The organism is Mycobacterium sp. 012931 (assembly GCF_000419295.1).
GTDB classification, from domain to species: domain Bacteria; phylum Actinomycetota; class Actinomycetes; order Mycobacteriales; family Mycobacteriaceae; genus Mycobacterium; species Mycobacterium marinum.
Map to the genome: position 1 here is coordinate 2880819 of NZ_AOPX01000001.1, position 17347 is coordinate 2898165.

At 63.3% G+C, this 17347-nt stretch carries 15 protein-coding genes, 1 pseudogene and 1 riboswitch; of the genes and pseudogenes, 9 read left to right on the forward strand and 7 right to left on the reverse strand.

The features are described 5' to 3' along the window. Positions 1-307 precede the first annotated feature (307 nt). The 4 genes and pseudogenes from MMSP_RS12770 to MMSP_RS12785 all read left to right on the forward strand — a co-directional run bounded on the left by MMSP_RS12770 (position 308) and on the right by MMSP_RS12785 (position 5270). The gene (locus tag MMSP_RS12770) at positions 308-1585 is read left to right on the forward strand and encodes an FAD-binding oxidoreductase (RefSeq protein ID WP_255342225.1); all 1278 of its coding nucleotides are present in this window, start codon (positions 308-310) and stop codon (positions 1583-1585) included. Between the two features lie 474 nt (positions 1586-2059). Next, a pseudogene (locus MMSP_RS12775) lies at positions 2060-3244 on the forward strand (IS30 family transposase). A 17-nt stretch (positions 3245-3261) separates the two neighbouring features. Beyond that, entirely contained in the window at positions 3262-4440 is a 1179-nt protein-coding gene (locus MMSP_RS12780) for an acyl-CoA dehydrogenase family protein (protein ID WP_020786937.1), read from the forward strand. A gap of 101 nt (positions 4441-4541) precedes the next feature. Beyond that, the gene (locus MMSP_RS12785; RefSeq protein ID WP_020786938.1) at positions 4542-5270 is read left to right on the forward strand and encodes a 3'(2'),5'-bisphosphate nucleotidase CysQ; all 729 of its coding nucleotides are present in this window, start codon (positions 4542-4544) and stop codon (positions 5268-5270) included. A gap of 18 nt (positions 5271-5288) precedes the next feature. Here MMSP_RS12785 and MMSP_RS12790 read toward each other — a convergent pair whose 3' ends face one another. Next, a complete protein-coding gene (locus MMSP_RS12790; protein WP_020786939.1) occupies positions 5289-6161 on the reverse strand; it encodes a hypothetical protein in 873 nt (290 codons plus the stop codon). A 108-nt stretch (positions 6162-6269) separates the two neighbouring features. On the opposite strand from MMSP_RS12790, the gene MMSP_RS12795 reads away from it, so the two are divergent. Continuing rightward, positions 6270-6815: a PadR family transcriptional regulator gene (locus MMSP_RS12795; RefSeq protein ID WP_020786940.1), complete on the forward strand. Its 546-nt coding sequence runs from the start codon at positions 6270-6272 to the stop codon at positions 6813-6815. A 3-nt stretch (positions 6816-6818) separates the two neighbouring features. Here the strand turns inward: MMSP_RS12795 and MMSP_RS12800 are convergent, their stop codons facing one another. From MMSP_RS12800 to MMSP_RS12810, 3 genes are all read right to left on the reverse strand, one after another. Continuing rightward, entirely contained in the window at positions 6819-8018 is a 1200-nt protein-coding gene (locus MMSP_RS12800) for a MalY/PatB family protein (protein ID WP_020725778.1), read from the reverse strand. Between the two features lie 67 nt (positions 8019-8085). Further along, the gene (locus MMSP_RS12805; RefSeq protein ID WP_020786941.1) at positions 8086-9165 is read right to left on the reverse strand and encodes a DUF190 domain-containing protein; all 1080 of its coding nucleotides are present in this window, start codon (positions 9163-9165) and stop codon (positions 8086-8088) included. 188 nt (positions 9166-9353) lie between these two features. After that, a riboswitch (Fluoride riboswitch) is annotated at positions 9354-9428 on the reverse strand. Beyond that, positions 9428-10294 carry a metallophosphoesterase gene (locus MMSP_RS12810; RefSeq protein ID WP_020786942.1) on the reverse strand — a complete coding sequence of 289 codons (867 nt, stop codon included), beginning with the start codon at positions 10292-10294 and terminating at the stop codon, positions 9428-9430. Its footprint overlaps the riboswitch before it by 1 nt. Positions 10295-10695: 401 nt before the next feature. Between MMSP_RS12810 and MMSP_RS12815 the strand changes: the two genes are divergently transcribed. Beyond that, on the forward strand, positions 10696-11016 hold the full coding sequence (locus MMSP_RS12815; RefSeq protein WP_015356326.1) for a DUF732 domain-containing protein: 321 nt from the start codon (positions 10696-10698) through the stop codon (positions 11014-11016). 71 nt (positions 11017-11087) lie between these two features. Here MMSP_RS12815 and MMSP_RS12820 read toward each other — a convergent pair whose 3' ends face one another. Continuing rightward, the gene (locus tag MMSP_RS12820; protein WP_011740650.1) at positions 11088-12083 is read right to left on the reverse strand and encodes an alpha/beta fold hydrolase; all 996 of its coding nucleotides are present in this window, start codon (positions 12081-12083) and stop codon (positions 11088-11090) included. A gap of 52 nt (positions 12084-12135) precedes the next feature. Continuing rightward, a complete protein-coding gene (locus MMSP_RS12825; RefSeq protein WP_015356324.1) occupies positions 12136-13470 on the reverse strand; it encodes a M23 family metallopeptidase in 1335 nt (444 codons plus the stop codon). A gap of 17 nt (positions 13471-13487) precedes the next feature. On the opposite strand from MMSP_RS12825, the gene MMSP_RS12830 reads away from it, so the two are divergent. The 3 genes from MMSP_RS12830 (at position 13488) to MMSP_RS12840 (ending at position 15617) form a co-directional block, all read left to right on the forward strand. Next, positions 13488-13976: a hypothetical protein gene (locus tag MMSP_RS12830; RefSeq protein ID WP_231395635.1), complete on the forward strand. Its 489-nt coding sequence runs from the start codon at positions 13488-13490 to the stop codon at positions 13974-13976. A gap of 38 nt (positions 13977-14014) precedes the next feature. Continuing rightward, entirely contained in the window at positions 14015-14635 is a 621-nt protein-coding gene (locus tag MMSP_RS12835; protein ID WP_235065737.1) for a hypothetical protein, read from the forward strand. A 91-nt stretch (positions 14636-14726) separates the two neighbouring features. Continuing rightward, positions 14727-15617, forward strand: coding sequence for a CDP-diacylglycerol diphosphatase (locus MMSP_RS12840; RefSeq protein WP_020786945.1), 891 nt, complete (start codon positions 14727-14729; stop codon positions 15615-15617). A gap of 75 nt (positions 15618-15692) precedes the next feature. Here the strand turns inward: MMSP_RS12840 and MMSP_RS12845 are convergent, their stop codons facing one another. After that, positions 15693-16859: a PPE family protein gene (locus MMSP_RS12845; protein WP_084472566.1), complete on the reverse strand. Its 1167-nt coding sequence runs from the start codon at positions 16857-16859 to the stop codon at positions 15693-15695. Between the last annotated feature and the right edge of the window lie 488 nt (positions 16860-17347).

Here is a 17347-nt window from a genome sequence, read left to right on the forward strand (position 1 = left end):
GAAGCCGAAGCCCGCTACTATTCCCAACTCGTGACCGGTCGACCGGCTGGCTCACAGAATCCCGAGGGGGCATGAAACCGCATGAAATCCGGGATGGTTCACACCGGCCCGCCGCGGAAGTTTTGCGGAACTCGGGACAACCTCTTTCCCGCCGAACATGATGGAGTTTGGCATGGCTCTTGAGGCGTGCGATTTTCGAACCTTGGAGAACCTGTGCCCGGGGCGAGTGGGTGCTCCCGGCTCCCCGCTCTATGAGGCCGGGCGCAGAGTTTTTTCGCGCGCCGGACGCATCCGGTCGCCAGCGGCCGTGTTGCGTCCAGCTGATCGAAACCAGGTTGCCGCCATCATGGCCTGGGCGAATGCGGCGGGGATTCGGCTATCGATTAGGTCGGGTGGGCACAGCTTTGATGGATTCCCTGTCCGTGACGACGGCGTATTGCTTGACCTGCGCGGATTGAGCGCGGTCCGATACGCCCCGTCGGGATACCTGCACGCGATGACGGGCGCGACCGTCGGCGACATTGCGCGCGCGCTGGATGGAACTGGGCGGGCGATGCCCATCGGCGAATGTCCCACCGTGGGCGTCGGCGGGTTAGTGCTTGGCGGCGGGTTTGGCCAATGCACTCGCCACTTCGGCCTCACCTCGGACTTCTTGGCCGAGGCGACGGTTGTCACTGCCAGTGGACAGATTCATGTGACCAACGCAAATCTGTTCTGGGGGCTGCGTGGCGGCGCTGGTTGTGTAGGAATCGTCACGGACCTGGTGTTTCACACCGTACCGATCCAGCAAGTGACAGGTGTGACTCTCGGCTGGCGTTGGGACGCGGCAGTCGAGGCGATTCTTCTGTTCACTCAATTGATGCACACGGCGCCGAGCGAACTCGATCTGCAACTCAGCATTCGAACGACAGGTGCGGACCGTTATGCCGACGAAGCAAGCGCCGGCCCTGCCGACGTGATTCCCGGCACGCCCCGAGTGCGTATCGATGGCCAGTTTCTCGGCAACCAAGACGACGCCCGCTCGCTCATGCGGCCACTGCTCGAGCACCCTGCCGCCTTGCATGCATCGATCCGCGAAGAATCGTTTTTCGATGCCGTGTTCGTCTCGAACGATTTTCTTCACGACCCGGCACCCGCGACCCTCCGTCCACACCGAATAGCCAGCGACATCGGCCGAGGTGCACTCGGTGCAGTCGAAGCGGCCGCCATCGTCGGACAGATCAACGAACTTCAATTCGCGCCCGAACTGCCTGGCGGCGCAGTGGGCATCGAGGCGATCAACGGTGCAGTTGCCGCATTCACGCCGCAGGAAACCGCCTTTTTCCACCGCGGGCAGGACTTTGTGTATCACTGGGGGCTGGGTGACCGGTTGCCGGCTGACGCGGGCCTCGCCGCCCGGCACGACGCCCTGTTGCAAGAAATCCGGCACGACCTTGCCGGCGTGTTGACGGGCGGGCGTTACGTCAACTATGCCGACATCTTGGACACGCCGAACGACTGGTGGGGCGACGACACCGACCAGCTGATGTCCGTTGTTCAGGAGCACGATCCGGACCGCATCCTGATCTCCAGGCTTAACCCCTAATGGCCCAGGCCGGAGGCGGGACTGCGGTTAGAGGCTGTTCACATACTCGTGTGACTAAAGTGACTGGTCATATCGGTGTGATCACGATCGGGCGTCGCGCAATGGCATGAGACGGAGCCCGCGGTAGCAGATGGACACCACATCCCCTTGCTGCTGGGAACCCCGTGAATGCCTGTCTACCTTGTCGAGTCCAGGCAAACCAGTTGCCCCGCTGCGGGTTGCCCATGTCGTGACAGAACAGCGCGGTATCCCTGGGACCTCACCGACGAACAGTGGAATCTGCTGCGCTCAGAGGTTGAGGCGGTGATGGCGGATTCGAGTGGTCGTCGCAACACCTCGATGTTGGAGGTGTTGAATGGTTTGTCGTCAGCAGGCAGCAGACCGGGTGATCCGGCCGAAGCTGCGATCGCCGGCGTGGCGTCGGCGGTCGGGGCACGCTGGTTCCACAACGCTTTGATGTGAAGTTCCCGTTGCCTGTCCTTCGCTGAGTGTGAGGAAGTCGCGCTACTGCGGGTTCAGGGCAACGTGTTTGAGCAATCGTCCGGGCGATTCGGCGCGACCCGTCCACGATCTCACGGGAACTGCGCCGCAGCGCCGCTGTTCGCTACGGGAGCAGCGGTTTCCGGGCCTCGGTCGTGCTGTGGAAGGCCGATATGGCCGCATGTCGGCCCAAGACCGCGAAATTGGCCGCCAATCCGCAGCTGCATGATTATGTGCAGCAACGCCTTTCAGGGCAGATTAGCCACCCCGACGGCGGCACCATCGCCGGACCGCAACCGCCCCGATTCACCGGCCGCAACAAGCCCCACCGCAAGGACCGACCGTGGTCGCTAGCGTGGAGCCCAGAGCAGATTGCCAACCGGCTCAAAGTCGATTTCCCCGAGGACAAGTCCATGCGTATCAGCCACGAAGCGATCTACCAATCGCTCTACATCCGGGGCGGGGCGCGCTCAAATGGGAGTTGGTCTGGTGCCTACGCACCGGACACGCACTGCACGCGCCTCGGGAACGATCACGACGCAAGACCTGGGCCCACGTCACCCCAGAGGCGGCGATCTAAGCCATACCTGCCACCCGAGGGTGATCAGGACCCTACGACAGCCCCGAAACACTCTTCCAACAAGTTAAGGAAGGCGATCTTCCCATCGGGCTCGAACGCTCTCGGCGATCGGCACCGTCGTCGAGCGTACGACCGGGTTCACCATGTTGATCCACTTGGCCCGCGAAGAAGGGCACCGGCACAAACACTCGGTCAAGAACGGTCCGGCCCTGGCCGGCTACGGCGCAATAACGATGAAGGACGCCCTGGCAAACACCATGTCGACCCTGCCGCAGCAGCTCGTCCGGTCGCTGACCTGGGATCGCGGCAAGGAAATGTCCGCGCACGCCCAATTCAAAGTCGAGACCGGCATCCCTGTCTTCTTCGCCGACCCCCAGTCACCACGGCAACGCGGCACGAATGAAAGCACAAACGGCATGCTGCGCCAATACTTTCCCAAACGCACCGACCTCCCGCGATGGTCTGCCGAGGAAATCGAGGCCGTCGCTCACGCCCTCAACACCAGGCCACGCAAGACACTCGGCTGGAAGACACCGGCCGAAGCATTCCATGAACAGCTACTCTTGCTCCACCAAACCGGTGTTGCATCCACCGGTTGAACCCAGATAGAGAACAGATGATATCGACAACGAGTGGCCAGGTTGTCGCGCTGGCCCGCACCATGCGGGACCTGGTGCGGGCCGAAGCCGGCGAGTCCGAACGCCGGCGCACGCTCACCGACAAGATCGTCAACGAAATGTGGTCCACCGGACTGATGTCGGCATTCAATCCGACTGCGGCCGGAGGAACCGAGCCCGCGTTTGCCGAGATGATCGAGACATGGATCGAAATGGCCTGGCAGGATGGGGCGTTCGGTTGGATTGGGATCGCGAACCTGCCGTCGACGTTCGCCGCCGCCACGTATCTCCCCGACGACGGCTTCGCTGAGGTGTTCAGCGCCGCCGACAACCGAGTCACGATGGGCGGCCAGTTCTTCCCCAACGGGCAGGGAAGCGCCGTCGACGGCGGCTACCGACTGAGTGGATCGTGGAGCTTCGGCTCGGGGACCGGTCATGCGCAGTACATCGCGGCGGGCTTCTTCCCGATGGATGACGGTGAAATGCGCTGGATCCGTGAGGGTGTTCCGGACATGCAGGTGGCCGTGGTTCCGCGCGAGCAGATCACCTTCAATGACGGCTGGTTTGTGCAGGGGCTCAAAGGGGCCGGTTCCTATGACTACAGTGCCGAGGACGTGTTCGTGCCGCAGGGCCGCACCTTTGGACTATTCGCCCGGGAGCCGCGACGGGGAAGTTCGCCGGCCACTCGGATGGGGCTGATGCCGGTGACCGCGGCCGGCCACGCCTCGTGGGCGCTGGGGGTCGCCAAGAGCATGCTTGACGATGTCACCGAACTTGCGGCGACGAAGTACCGGATGAGCGACATGGCCGCTCTGGCCAGTCGCCCCACTTTCCAGAAGGGCCTGGCCCATCACGTCGCGGCATGGCGCGCGGCGCGCCTGCTGGTCCTGGATGCCTTCACCACCGCCGAAGCCGCGGTCGGTGCCGGCCAGGAACTGACTCCTACGTTGCGTTCGGACATGCGCGCGGCGGCCGTCTTCGCCACCGATACCGCTCGAAGCTGCGCCGAATGGGCACATCTGGTGGCCGGAACGAGTTCAATCCGCGAGGGTAGCCGCCTCGAACGGGCGTTTCGTGACATGTACACCGGAACCCAGCACGCCTTCATCAGTGAGAAGGTCGCCATCGATTGCGCGCAGATCTGGCTCGGCATCGTCGAGGACCAGTTCGGACTCTGAGTTCACGCTCGATCCTCGGGGTGCGGAGGAAGATTTACCTGCTTGGCCAGTGATGTAATTTGGGTAAGAATTACCAATCTATCGCCGGAAATGGGTGTTGGATGAACGACCACGCTGTGGCTGCGTGGCTGGCCACCGAGGCAGGTCGCCTGCTGCTCGGAGTGCGGGAGGAGTTCGCCGCAGCCGAGGGTGCCCAGCGTAAGGCGGCGGGGGACAAGCGATCTCATGACTTTCTGATGGACAAGCTGGCCGCCGAGCGTCCCGGGGACGCGGTGCTCTCCGAGGAGGGTGCCGACGACCCCGTCCGGCTACGCAGCGAGCGAGTCTGGATCGTTGATCCGCTCGACGGCACCCGCGAATTCTCCGAACTCGGCCGCGTCGACTGGGCGGTGCATGTCGCGCTGTGGCAGGCCGGCCAGCTCGTCGCCGGGGCCGTGGCGCTCCCGGCGCAGGGCATCACCTTGGCGACACCACACGTCGAGCCACCCCCGGCGGCACCCGACAGGCCGCGCATCGTGGTTTCGCGGACTCGTCCACCGGCCATCGCGCTGGCTGTGCGCGACGCGTTGGATGGCACCTTGGTGGAAATGGGCTCTGCCGGGGCCAAGGTGGCATCGGTCGTGCAGGGCTTGGCCGATGTGTATGTCCATGCCGGCGGGCAGTTCGAGTGGGACTCGGCCGCCCCGGTGGCGGTGGCCCGATCCGCTGGGCTGCATACGTCTCGTATCGACGGGTCGGCATTGACCTACAACCGGCCGGACCCCAAGCTTCCCGATTTGGTGGTATGCCGCCCCGAGCTCGCTACCGCCGTGCTGGCTGCTACCGGCTGAGACTTGCTCGTGGCGTCGCTACGATTTCGTCTGCTTCGGAAGAACTTTCGCCAGGATGCTGGATGCGACATTGCCGGCCACAATCAGCGCGATCGCGGCGAGGGAGTCAACCGAGTTGGTGAGCAGACCCGCAATTCCGGTGACCGTGAGGAAGGACGGCAACCAGCCGACAGTCTGTAGGACGGAGGGAACCAGCGCCGGCTCGCCGTTGGCCAAATCGAACTTGGCGGCGGCGTAGTCCGGGTAGAAGTCGGTAATCGCCGCCGCGAAGAAGATCGCCGCCAATTGAAGGATCCACCCGGTCGAGAAGTTGGTGCCGTCATGCCACAAGTAGTCGCCGATGAAGCCGACGGTTCCCGCAAAGGTGAAGGCGCCCGCCCACACGATGGTGATCACCGTGTTGATCTTTTTGAACAAGGGGCTGTCCCAATGCTCCGGTGGCGTGGTGTCTTTGGCGTAGGCCATCGTGAATGGCCGTCTGATCAGCAGGGTGAGCCAGGCAAAACAGGCTAGGGCGGCGTTGGTGAGCTCCCCGGACCACAACTCGAGCCACTGGATTGCGTTGTCGGTCGCGAACAGGCCGACGACCAACATGGCGCCGAAGAACGCGGTGCCGAAGACCTCGAGGGCGTGAACCCTGACGCCACGGCTGAGGCCGGCAAGCATCACCAGCGCGGAGAGCCCCAACGCGCCGGCCGCCGCCAGCTCGAAGCGCCCGGGTCCGGACAGGATTGCTAGCAGTGCCCATGGGGCGATTCCCGCAAGCGGCGAGCGAAGGAACCCATCGAGGGCGCGTGCGGGGCTGAAGACCTTGGCCGGTGGCCGATCCGGCTGCTTGTCGTTGTCGACGCTGCAGAAGGCAGGCACACTCGGGCGGGCACTTTGAATCACCTGTACTCCTTACGTTTCCGACATTCCAATATCGACATGTCAAAAGTGACATGTCAATGTTGGCATGGCATTGGTGACATGTCAAAACTGGAGGGTTAGTATGGTTGGGTGAGCCTGCGACATGCGGCGTTGGGGCTGCTCTCCCAGGAGCCGGGAAGTGGATATGACCTGCTAAAGCGGTTTCAGCTGTCGATGAACAACGTCTGGCCAGCAACGCAGAGTCAGCTCTACAGTGAGCTTAACAAGCTGGCTGCTGCCGGACTAATCAAGTCCTCGGACCTGGGGCCACGGGGGCGCAAGGAGTACGCGATCACTGACGCGGGACGCACCGAACTCTACCGATGGATGACTTCGCCGCAGCAGGACCCACCGGTCCGCAATGCCGCGCTGCTGCGGGTCTTCCTGCTCGGCCAGCTAGATCCCAGTCAGGCCCGTAGCTACCTGGAATCGTTGTTGTCTTTGTCCGAGCAGGAAAAGACGCACTACGAACGGATCCGCTACGCCTACGACTGGGCTGAGGATGACGACTCCTTCTTTGCCCGGGCCGCGCTGGAGCAAGGGTTGCGGTGGGCCCAACAGGAAATCGAATGGGCCAAGTGGGTCATTGCCGGGTTGGACCAGCGCAGCGGCGTCGCGCCGGCGGGGCAAGGCTGAGGGCTACCGCAGCTCGCCGAGCGCCTTGCCCATCCGCGTCACTGCCTCAGTCAGAATGGCCTGGGACGTAGCGAAATTCATGCGCACGTGCCCGTCTCCGCCGGTTCCGAACACGTGGCCCGAACTCAACGCCACTCGGGCGTGATCGAGGAACCAGCTGGCCGGCCCGGATAGATCTGACACCACCGCAAGACCGGACGCATCCTGCTCGGAAATTCCGAGGTCTCGACAGTCCAGCCAGGCCAGGTAGGTGCCCTGCGGCCATCGCAGCCGCACCCCGGGAAGCTGCGCGTCCACCAGATCGCTCAACAACGTGCGGTTTGCGTCCAGTCCGGCCAGCAGCGCGTCAAGCCAGTCGCCGCCGGTTCGGAACGCTTCGGTGTGCGCAATGATGCCCAGGTGACTCGGCCCGTGGCTGACCTCTTCCGGCATCCGGCGTAGATCGGCGGCGGCCTCCGGACCGGCAACAGCCAACGCCGCCTTGACGCCACCCAGATTCCACGCCTTGGTGGCCGATGTCAGCGACAGCGCATTCTCGGAGCCGGGCACCGTCAGGTACGGGGTGAAACGTGCTCCGGAAAAGACCAGGGGAGCATGAATCTCGTCCGACACCACCCGCACGTCATATCGACGGGCGCGTTCGGCGACGCCGCGCAGTTCGTCGCAGCTGTGCACGGCACCGGTCGGATTGTGGGGATTGCACAACAGGTAAGCCACGTTGCCACCTGCGCGGCGCGCGTGAGCGAAGGCCTCTTCCAGCGCGTCCAGGTCGATCCGGCCATCAGTGCCCAGCGGCGCTTCGACCACCCTTCGGCCGTCGTGTGACACGAATGCGTAGAACGGGGCGTACACCGGTGAATTGACGATCACGGTGTCACCGCGATCGGTGACCAGACGCAGCATCTCAACGATGCCCATCATCACGTCCGGAACGATCGCCGTCCGGCCGACCTCCAGGTCGTGCCATTGCCAACGCAGCGCAGCGAATTCGGCAAGGGCTTCGGCATATGCGGTGCCGTAGGGGTATCCGGTATCGCCGTTGTCGACCGCTCGATGAAGCGCGGCGGCCACCGTGGGTGCCAGGTTCACGTCCATCTCCGCCACCCATAAGGGCAAGACATCGGCCGGGTGCGCACGCCACTTCATGCTTGTCCGGGTGCGTAGTTGCTCGAGTGTCAGTTGCTCGAGCGGGTTGGGGTTCATGGGCGATTACGTTAGCGGGCTGTGCGGTACCGACTTCACCGGACGTGGCTTGGGCTGTGCCACCTGGCTAGTAGTCGTAGCGGGCGATGACCGGTCCGCCCCGACCGCCATCGCCGTCGTCAGATACCAAGGCGGGCACCATTTCACTGGTGACCAATCCATGTTCGCGGGTCAATTCGTCAACCACTTCGAATGATTCGGCGATGTTGGTCGGGGTATCGATCACGATGGTGACGACCGGCACTTGGCGGCCCAGTGCGAACAGCTTGTCGCCGTGGGGCTGATGTTCGCCGTTGAAGCCCCAGATGCCGCGCAGCACGGTAGCCCCGTCGGGCCTCCGGCGCCGGTATAGGCGTCGCACGATGGCCCGGTGAATGGGAACCCCGTCGTGCCGGGCCGATTCGGAGGTGTAGATCATCAGCTTCTGCCACAGCGGCAGACCGTGTTCGTCGGCTGCGGGCAGGGCATGGGGACGGCCCAGCAGTTCACCGTCACGCTTGCAAACCCGAACTCGTTCGAGCGTGATCAGTGGACGGCGCAATAGCCCACCGAGCTCCGGCAGTACCCGACGGATGCGATCGCCCGAGCCAACGGCAATGATCATCATCGGGACGTCGGCGTTACGGCCGAAGAACATGGCGCGTTGCCGCCGCCTGTGCGCGGTGCCGTCAACACCCAGGAAAACCGAGGCACCAGCCAGTTGGCGTCGGTACATCAGATCGCAGATGGCCAGATAGGCGGGCATACCGTAGGCGCGTTCTTTGCGGCCAACGTAGACGGTCAACTTGGCGGCTTCGTGAAGTTGCTCTGACAATTCCAGTGGTGGCAGGTCCCCGCGCACCATGCGGGCGCGCTCGAGAGTGAGCAGCCCTCGTTGCTTGATGGCAAGCACCGGGTCGAGTAATGCCTCGATTTTGGGCCTACGGTCGGTACCGATGATCACCACGGGCGGATCCTCGGAGAGGGTCAGCGATTGGTCGGTCCGCAGGTGGCGTCCCGTCCCGAATCCACCGGCTCCGCGCAGCACGACGCTGGACGCGATGTTGTGTTCTTGGTAGAGGCTGAGCAGCACATCGGCCAGGAAGCCGTCGTCGGTTCGGCGCCGCTCACCCAAGTAGGCGCTCACCTTGAGGCAATCGTCATCCATGCCGGCCCCTGAAGCCGTGCTGCCTAGGAGTTTTCATGCCGCAGCGCCGCCGCTGCAACCGATGTTCGCCTCGTGGGCATCGGGTCGGTGTGTGCCTATGGGATGACCACCGTTGCGGCGCAGCTCGATTCGGGCCACGCGCGGCGCAGGACAAGCGCGGGAGTTTGGATATGCCACCTGGGACTCCTTTGTTCGCAGGTGCCATCAGCCGGCTGGCGGTTCAGAAGTCGAGCTTCCTGGCGAGCCCCATCGCCGCTGCTAGTTAACCGACGGCCTCTCGGTGGGTCAAGTCCGAATTCGAAGGCCCGTCGGTCCCGCGACTACTCAGCCGGTGCGATCCCAGAGCGGCGAGGTTGACTACCACCATGTTGTTGTCGATGGGATGCCCGTTTTTGCTCAGGCAGTCCACCACGGTGCGATAACCCTGCCCGTGCAGTACCGCCTGATAACGGTGGTGAAAGTGTCCGTGCCAAAGCCGACCCGGGCGGACGGCGTCGACAACGCAGCGCAGCCGCTCGCGATGCAGCTCGGACCGACGCAGCTCGAGTTCCGGGAACCCGCGCCGGTCGCGCGCCGCGCTGGGAACGGTGATTCCGGCCGGGCAGTCGTGACAAAACATGGCATCGGCTTCTCCGGCGGCCGCCGCAGCATTCGCCTGGCGCATGGTCAGTAGCTCCTGCTCCCACCAGGAGCGGCCCCGCTTGCGCAGGAAACGGTCGATCGAATAGGCGCCACCGAGGGCCAGACACCGGGTCTGGCCCCATAGCCAACGAAAACCCCGCGGCAGGTGCGCGAGGTGACCACGCAGGTATCGCAGACCGTCCTGGTCGATGGGCCAACCAAGCAATCGTTCGAAGTTCTCGTGGTTGCCGTCGACGAACCCCAAGACCATCCCGCACCGGTCCAAAGCTTCTTCGAGCGAATCCAGATACTCGTCGGTGAAGTTATAGCCGAAATCGCCGAGCTGAATCAGCACTGTCGCTTCGCGTTTGGCGGCGTGCTCGATCGCGCCGACGGCGTACTTGGCGTCGGAATGCCAATCGCCGGCGATCGCGACGCGCAACGGTTGGGCTAGAAAGGACCGCGTAGTCGGCTGTCGCAGCATCTGAGAATCCGGTGAGCCGTTCATGGACCGCCCTCCTAGCTCTGCGATCGAGCCGCCCAACGGCAGTCATCGAGTCCCAAAGACCGTTGGCATTTAGTCGCCGGGTCTGGACGAGGCCACCGCCTATTTTCCTTTCGAGGATACGCGGCAAAATCTGGACGGGTCAACCGTGCGGCATTAGCCCCCACCCGGTCTCGGTGGCTGCCGGTCTGCCGAATCTATTCCCAGCGCTCGCAAGTGGCGGGTCGGCATCTTTGCGGGCCGCGTCGAGCATCGGTAACCTTGGTGGTATCGCAGTGAAGTTCGCTGCAATCTCGCTGCAGGTGCCGGACTTGGCCGGGCCTTTGCGATGCGCCAATGCCCGGCAAGGCATCGTGCAGCGGGATTCAGGCCGGCCAGCCCCCGATCAAAGGCGGTGTGAGCCAATGAAATTGCTAATCGCGGTAATGGGCGTGTGCGCCGCGGTCGTATTCGGTGCGCCGGTGTGGGTTGCCGGTGTTGCCCGCGCCGGCGATGATGTCGGATTCCTGGTCGCTTTGCAGCGGATCGGCATCACCTATCCCAGCCCAGCCCAAGCAATCGATGCCGCCCGAGCGGTGTGCGTGTGCCTGGATCGTGGTGAATCCGGTCTGGCCGTAGTTCAGGAAGTGACGGCGCGCAACCCCGGCTTCGACATGGACGCTGCCGCGCACTTTGCGGTCATCTCGGCGACCTACTATTGCCCGCATCACCTCGCCGTGACCTGACGCGGCCCAAGGGTGTTAGTAGCGCAGCGGCGCGGGCGGTGCCGAAACAACGCCCTGTGGCCCACTTTCGGCTAAGCGGGACCATCGCATTGATCGACCAGAACCGCGCCATCGGCCCGGTCTCCGAGCGTCTGCAGGGCAACGTCCCCGCCCGCGGCGGTGACACGCACGATCTCGGCTAGCTCCGCCGGGGCGTCGCATTGCAGGTAATGGTCGGCGGTGGGAACCACCCAGTAGCGGCTTCGGCCGGGTTGGTTCTTCAGATACGCCTGCCATACATGGTTGGGGACACGCAGCGGCGCGACGGTGTCGTGCAGTCCCCACACCAGCGTGGTGTTGACGGTTATCGTGGAAAGTGATTCAAGCCAATGGGTTTCACCTGCAGCACGTTCATGCAGATACTGAACTGTGTCTGGTAGTGCCTGGATTCCATCGTTATGCGCAAAACACCTTGCCAAAGCGGTGATCTCGGGATCTTCCAGTGCCCTGCGTGGCATGAAGGTACTCGCACCGAGACCGGCCGCGAGTAGCTCGGGCGTCGTCGCGGCGGCGGTGGCTCGTGCCGTCGCGGGGTCGAGCAGCGCGGTTTGGAATGCGGTGAGGTTCGACAGCGGAAGGTAGATGTTGGCGTTGGTGATGATGAGGTCGATGGGCAGCGCCGGTGGATCCTCAGCGGCCAGCATTCCCAGTGCGATCATGCCGACGCTGCTGCCGCGGTCGTGGGTGAGCATCCGGAACTCGGTGAGCTTCCAGACCCGTCTGATCGCGTGAACGAGCAGACGGGCATCGTCATACAACGAGTAGACGTAAGGTTGCCGCGGCTTGTCGGACAGCCCGTAGCCCGGGAAGTCCAGCACATAGATGTCGAACTCCGAGCCCAGTTCGCGCGCCAATGCGAAGTAGTCGATGCTGGAGGTTGGGAAGCCGTGAACCAGGACCAGGGCTGGCGCGTCGGGTGTGCCACAACGGCGGGTGAACACCGTGACCTCGGCATCGGCATTGGCGGCAGTGGTTGAACGCCAGCGTAATGTCGAAGCACCGCTTTGCCATTCGGCGAAGATGTCCAAGACCATTCTCCTGTGCACTATTCCAACCACCGCGGGTGTGCCCGGCGGCGGCTTACCCGAAGTTCACGATTGCCAGCAAGACCGGAAGCTGCTTGGTGCGAGGCTCCGGGGCCGCGAGCCGGTCAGGTCCGAAGAAGGAGCCGCTGAGGTAGTTGTCGGCATCCCAGACGGTCGCCGGGCTGACCTGTCCCTGGTAGCTGAAGGTGTCCAGCACGTAGGGCAGTGCATCGGCTTCCAGCAGCGAAGGGCCGTCCATCAGCTGGAAGTGCAGATGTGGGGCGTTCGAATTGCCGGTATTGCCCAGCTTTGCGATCTCTTGGCCCTTTTTCACCTTGTCGCCCGGTTTGACCAGCAGCGAGCCTTTGATGAGGTGGGCATACATCGCATACGCGCCACCGCCGATGTCGAGGACAATGTGGTTACCATCGACGTTGTCCACCGTTATCTTCGCCGCCAATGCCGGATCCGATGCCGGCAGGATGCCCGGCACGTTGGCTTCCATGTCATCGAGCGTCGAGGTCACGGTGCCGTCGGCCACCGCATACACGCTGCTGCCGTAGGAGATATAGCTGTCGTTGTTGGTCTTGTCGCCGGCGAAAAAGTTGCCCTGGTCGTTTGTTCTCATCCAGTCGATGGCGAAGCGCTGGCTGTTGTTCAGCTTCATGTTCAGCGGGAGGATGGAGTCGCGATGGGCCCAACCCGGTTCACAGCAGCCGTTGAACGCCACCCAGTTGTTGCCGCGCAGCGGCGGACTGATCACCCGCGGCGTGCCGGCCGAGATGTCGAACGGCGCACCCAGGGTGTCCAAGGGGCCGGATTCGGCGCTTGAGCCCGGGGCAGTCACCCCGGCGCCATGCAGCCGCAGCATCACCGCCTTGGGGAACTGCGCCAACTTGTCGAACGTGAAGTCAAGCAGCAGCGCACGTGATCCTTGTGGCGGGATGGTGAAATCGGTTGACGGTCTTCCGGTCAGCTGTCGCAGCCGGTTGCAGTTTCCATAGCTGCACTTGGGGTCGACCAACTGGGTACCCGAGAACGAGGTGAGTACCTTGCTGGGGTCCTGGGCGTCGACTACATCGACGCTGGTGAGGGCCGCCGGAGCCCCGGTGGCGTTGGTGATCTGCACGTCGTACGCCAGGTGGTACTTGCCGTCGGTGCCGGGGAACGGAAACGTCGGCCGGCTGATTGGCGCGATGGTCAGCGGTGTGAACGCGTCGGGAACCGTTACTCCCTCGAGCGCGTTGTCTGTGCCGTTGGCGTTGGTCGAAGCGCCTTCGGCGCCAGTGGTACTCGATGAGCATGCGGCAACAGAGAGTGCTAACCAGAAGACAGCCAACGACTTCCAGAACGGACTGCGCGCCCGGTGTCGTGGTTGCTCGTATGCCATCAGGTATGCCTCCTTGGTTGACGCCGGACTCCGTGAGCTTAGTCATTGAGAACCGCTACTTCGGCGAAGCCATCCGCCACCGGCTTACCATGCTGCACATGATCAGTACCCGGGTAATCGGCGTTGGCGAATATCACATTAGCAATGAGCAAGACGGCGTGATCAATGCACGGTATCTGTCGACGGCGGCGATGAAGTCCGGCGGTGCGATCGGTGTCGGCCGCGCGCGAGGCGACACTTCCAATGGTTTTCCCGGCGATTACCGGGCCCAATATTTCGATGCCGCCGGTGATTTAACCGGTGATCTCGATCTGCGAATACAACGGAGTGGAGCCTCCTACCGGTTGACCTGGCGGCACCGGCGGCAAAATGTCAGCCTGCCGGCGGCGGTTGGCGAAGTCATTTTTGAAGGCATCGGCTTTCCGAGTGGGGACCGGTCGATGGCGGTTAGCTATTGGATGACCGAGCAGGTGTCAGCCGCGATCGAACGTCGGCCGTTGCTGTGAAGCGCCGGGCCCAGCAGAAACCCCCGATAGGGTACCGGTTGTTGCTACTGGTTGGTGTGCTGGCGCTGGCCCTCACGGGCTGTGTGGGTGCGCCGCCGGAGCCACGCCTTTGGGGTGCGTTCACCGAACGAGGCCTGAGCAACATGCCGATGAAACCGGGTATGAATGTCCGCGTATTCAATGACGTGAACATGGATGCGCACGGTTACATCAAGTATGACAAGTCGAATGGCCGGCTGACGTTACAGCCGGGTACCTACCGCATTGATGGTTGGTCGCTGACCCTGTTCGGGTTTCAGCTGACACCACAGCAGCAGGCTGCCACCTACTCAGCGCCCGGATACGCGTTCTTCTGGAATGCCGACGAGAAGAAGGCCGAGATTCTCGGGTCCCTGCAAGACCCCCTGTATGCCCAAAAGAGCATCATCAACGGGATCCTCACGGTCCGCAAGACGACCAGGGCTCCGGCGTTAACGCCGGAGCCCTGGCAAGACGACGAACTACTACTTCGGCCATCAAAATGGCATCAAGCTCGATGGGATCAAGCTGGAGATCTACGACCCCGACATCAAGACCCCGGACGGCCAGAGTTCGACCGATCACGCGTTCGCGCAACTGGTTGTCGAACGGTTTTAGTAACCCCGCAGGAGCGGCGGTGACCAGATCGAATCACGGCGAACCCGTCTCTCTTCGGCCCGACGATCTCGTGCTATACAGATGATCTAGATGGGCGAAAAACGTTCAGGGACAGTGAATCGCGCGGACAGTGAGGCGGATTTTGTGCAGAGCGCAGCACGAACGCGGCTGGATGCCCTTCGGCCAACCGTTTCAGCCTGCAGGCTGAAATTGTCCAAAGCGATTGCCGGGCTCGCGCATCGCGGCGTGTTGGTGGTGGCTCTGGTGGCGGCCGTGGTGGGGACCTTGGCTGGTGCGCGAGGAGCGGTAACGCCGGCTACCCGGCCACCGGCCGACCGGGATCAACTTTGGAAGATTGTGCACGACCGGTGCGAGCGTGACTATCAACGTACGGGTGCTTATGCCCCCTGCACGCTGGTGGACGAAAGCTCCGGCATCGCCTTGTACAAGGCCGCCGGTGACCCATATCAGTTCCTGTTGCTACCACTGGCCCGGGTCAGTGGAATCGAGGATCAGGCCCTGCAGGAGCCGTCGACTGGTAAGTACCTCTATGAGGCCTGGGCCGATCGATTCGCGGTGACTGCTCGGCTGAACAACGCGCTTCCGGAGTCCCATCTGGTGCTCACGATCAATGCAAAGAATGCACGCAGCCAAGATCAGCTGCACATTCACATATCGTGTTCGTCACCAGCGACATTGGCCACTTTGAAGGAGGTCAACGCAGCTGACTACGTTCGCTGGAAGCAGCTCCCGGTCGATTTGGGTGGCAATAGTTATCACGTCTTGGCGGTGAACACCGACACCCTCAAGTCCAAGAACCTATTCCGCGACATTCACGATAAGGTGGCCGCCGATGGCAAGAAGATGGAAAACGCCTCGGTCGCGCTCGCCAACGTGGCGCCGGATCGGTTCCTACTGCTGGTAGTCGAGGGAACGGACGAAGATCCGGTTGCCGCAGAGACCCTGCAGGACCACGACTGCTCGGTCGCCAAAGCCCTGCGCTAGCGCAATGGCGCAGTTGCCGTTTCGGACGCGGCCCTCGGCGCGGTGAACTGCCGGACGGGCCCGGTTACGGCCTGGTTATCCGCCGGAGAATGGGCGGGGCATCACGGTCAGTCGCACTCCGTATCGGGGTGTGACGCCGCCGCGGCCTGTTCCGGTCATTGCCATTCCGGGCATTCCGGGGATGCCGGATGCGGGAACCTCGTCGGTGGGCAGGGTGGTCAGCGGGGTGGCCTGCAGCGCTTTGATGGTGGTGACCTTCGGCTCGGTCCAGCTGGGCGGGACCGACATTTGGCCAATTCTGTTGCCACTGGTCAGCTCTGCTGCGATCGGGCCCAGTTCGGCGCCCAGCGCCGGCTCACCACCGAGTGCGGCGAGCGCGTTGGGGGCGTCGGCGGCGGCGTGGGGGATGAGGCCCAGCGTGTCGTCGGTGCCGATGATTCCGCTGCCCATCGACTGGATGTCCTGCATCGAACCGATCGTCGCGTAGAACGCCAGCAGGCCGTCGAGGATGGTGAAGTCGTCGGCCAAAAACGATGGGAAGGGGATCATGTTGATCAGCTCTCCCAGCGGTATCAGGATTGCTGAGAGTTCGGGAGCGATCGGCAGGAGCGCAACACCTATGGCGTCGATCAGATTTCCTAGCCAGTTGCCGCTGTCAGCGGCCACATTGGCGGTGGAGTTGGCCACTGCGGCGCTTTGAGCGCCCAGGCCGGCGGGGTTGGTGGTCTGATGCGGGGAAGTGAAGGGGGTCAACGCTCTTGCGGCGGCCGAGGTGGAGGAGTAGCTGGTCATCGCGGTGGCGTCGGTGGCCCACATCTCGGCGTATTCGGCTTCGTTGGCCGCGATCGCCGCGGTGTTTTGGCCGAAGAAGTTCGTGGCAATCAGTGCCGCGAGTTCGGCGCGGTTGACGGCGATGGCCGGCGGCGGCACCGTCATCGCGAACGCCTGCTCGTAGGCCGCGGCCGCGGCCGAGGCCTGCATGGCCGAGTGTCCTGCCTGGACGGCAGTGGCCTCTAGCCAACCAACATAGGGCAGCACTGAGGCGACCATTGCGGCCGAAGACGGACCCAGCCATTGGAAGCTGGTCAGGTCTGCGATCATGGCCCGGTAAGACTCGGCGGCGGAATGCAATCCGACCGAGACGCTGTTCCAGCTTGCCGAGGCGGCCCTGAGCGAGGCCGAGCCCGGGCCGGTGTACAAGCGGGTCGAGTTGATCTCTGGCGGCAACATCATAAAGCTCATGACCAATGCTCCGTGCCTCGTGAATGGACCTGGTGACGGCTGTGTCACCGGTGGTTGCAGATGAGTCGGCGCCGGACGTGATCAGTCCGGGTGCAGTGACCGGCGCCGGGATTGCGGGGTGTTCGACTTCGATTCAGGTGACCGATGGGTCTACTGGCTCGTGTTTGGCGGGTATGGCGTTGTGTGAAGCGTCGGGGGTATTGACCGCGCAGGCATCCCGTTCATCGCATTTTCCCTGAGGGTGAAATGAATGAGACCGATGAATCGGCGGTCCCGCTGGTGGGAACGCCGTCGGCGGCGCACCAGCTCACGGAATACGTGTGCGCGGTCGTCTAACAGTATGTTGCCATTGTCAACTGTGAACGGGGTTCGGAGTTCTCCGTTGACGTCGCTATTGTCAACGGAGCGGCTGGAAAACGGGGCGGGGTAAAACGGGTGGGGTAAAACGGGGGATGTTGTCGTACTCTGCTCAGCTGAGTCTCTGCGCA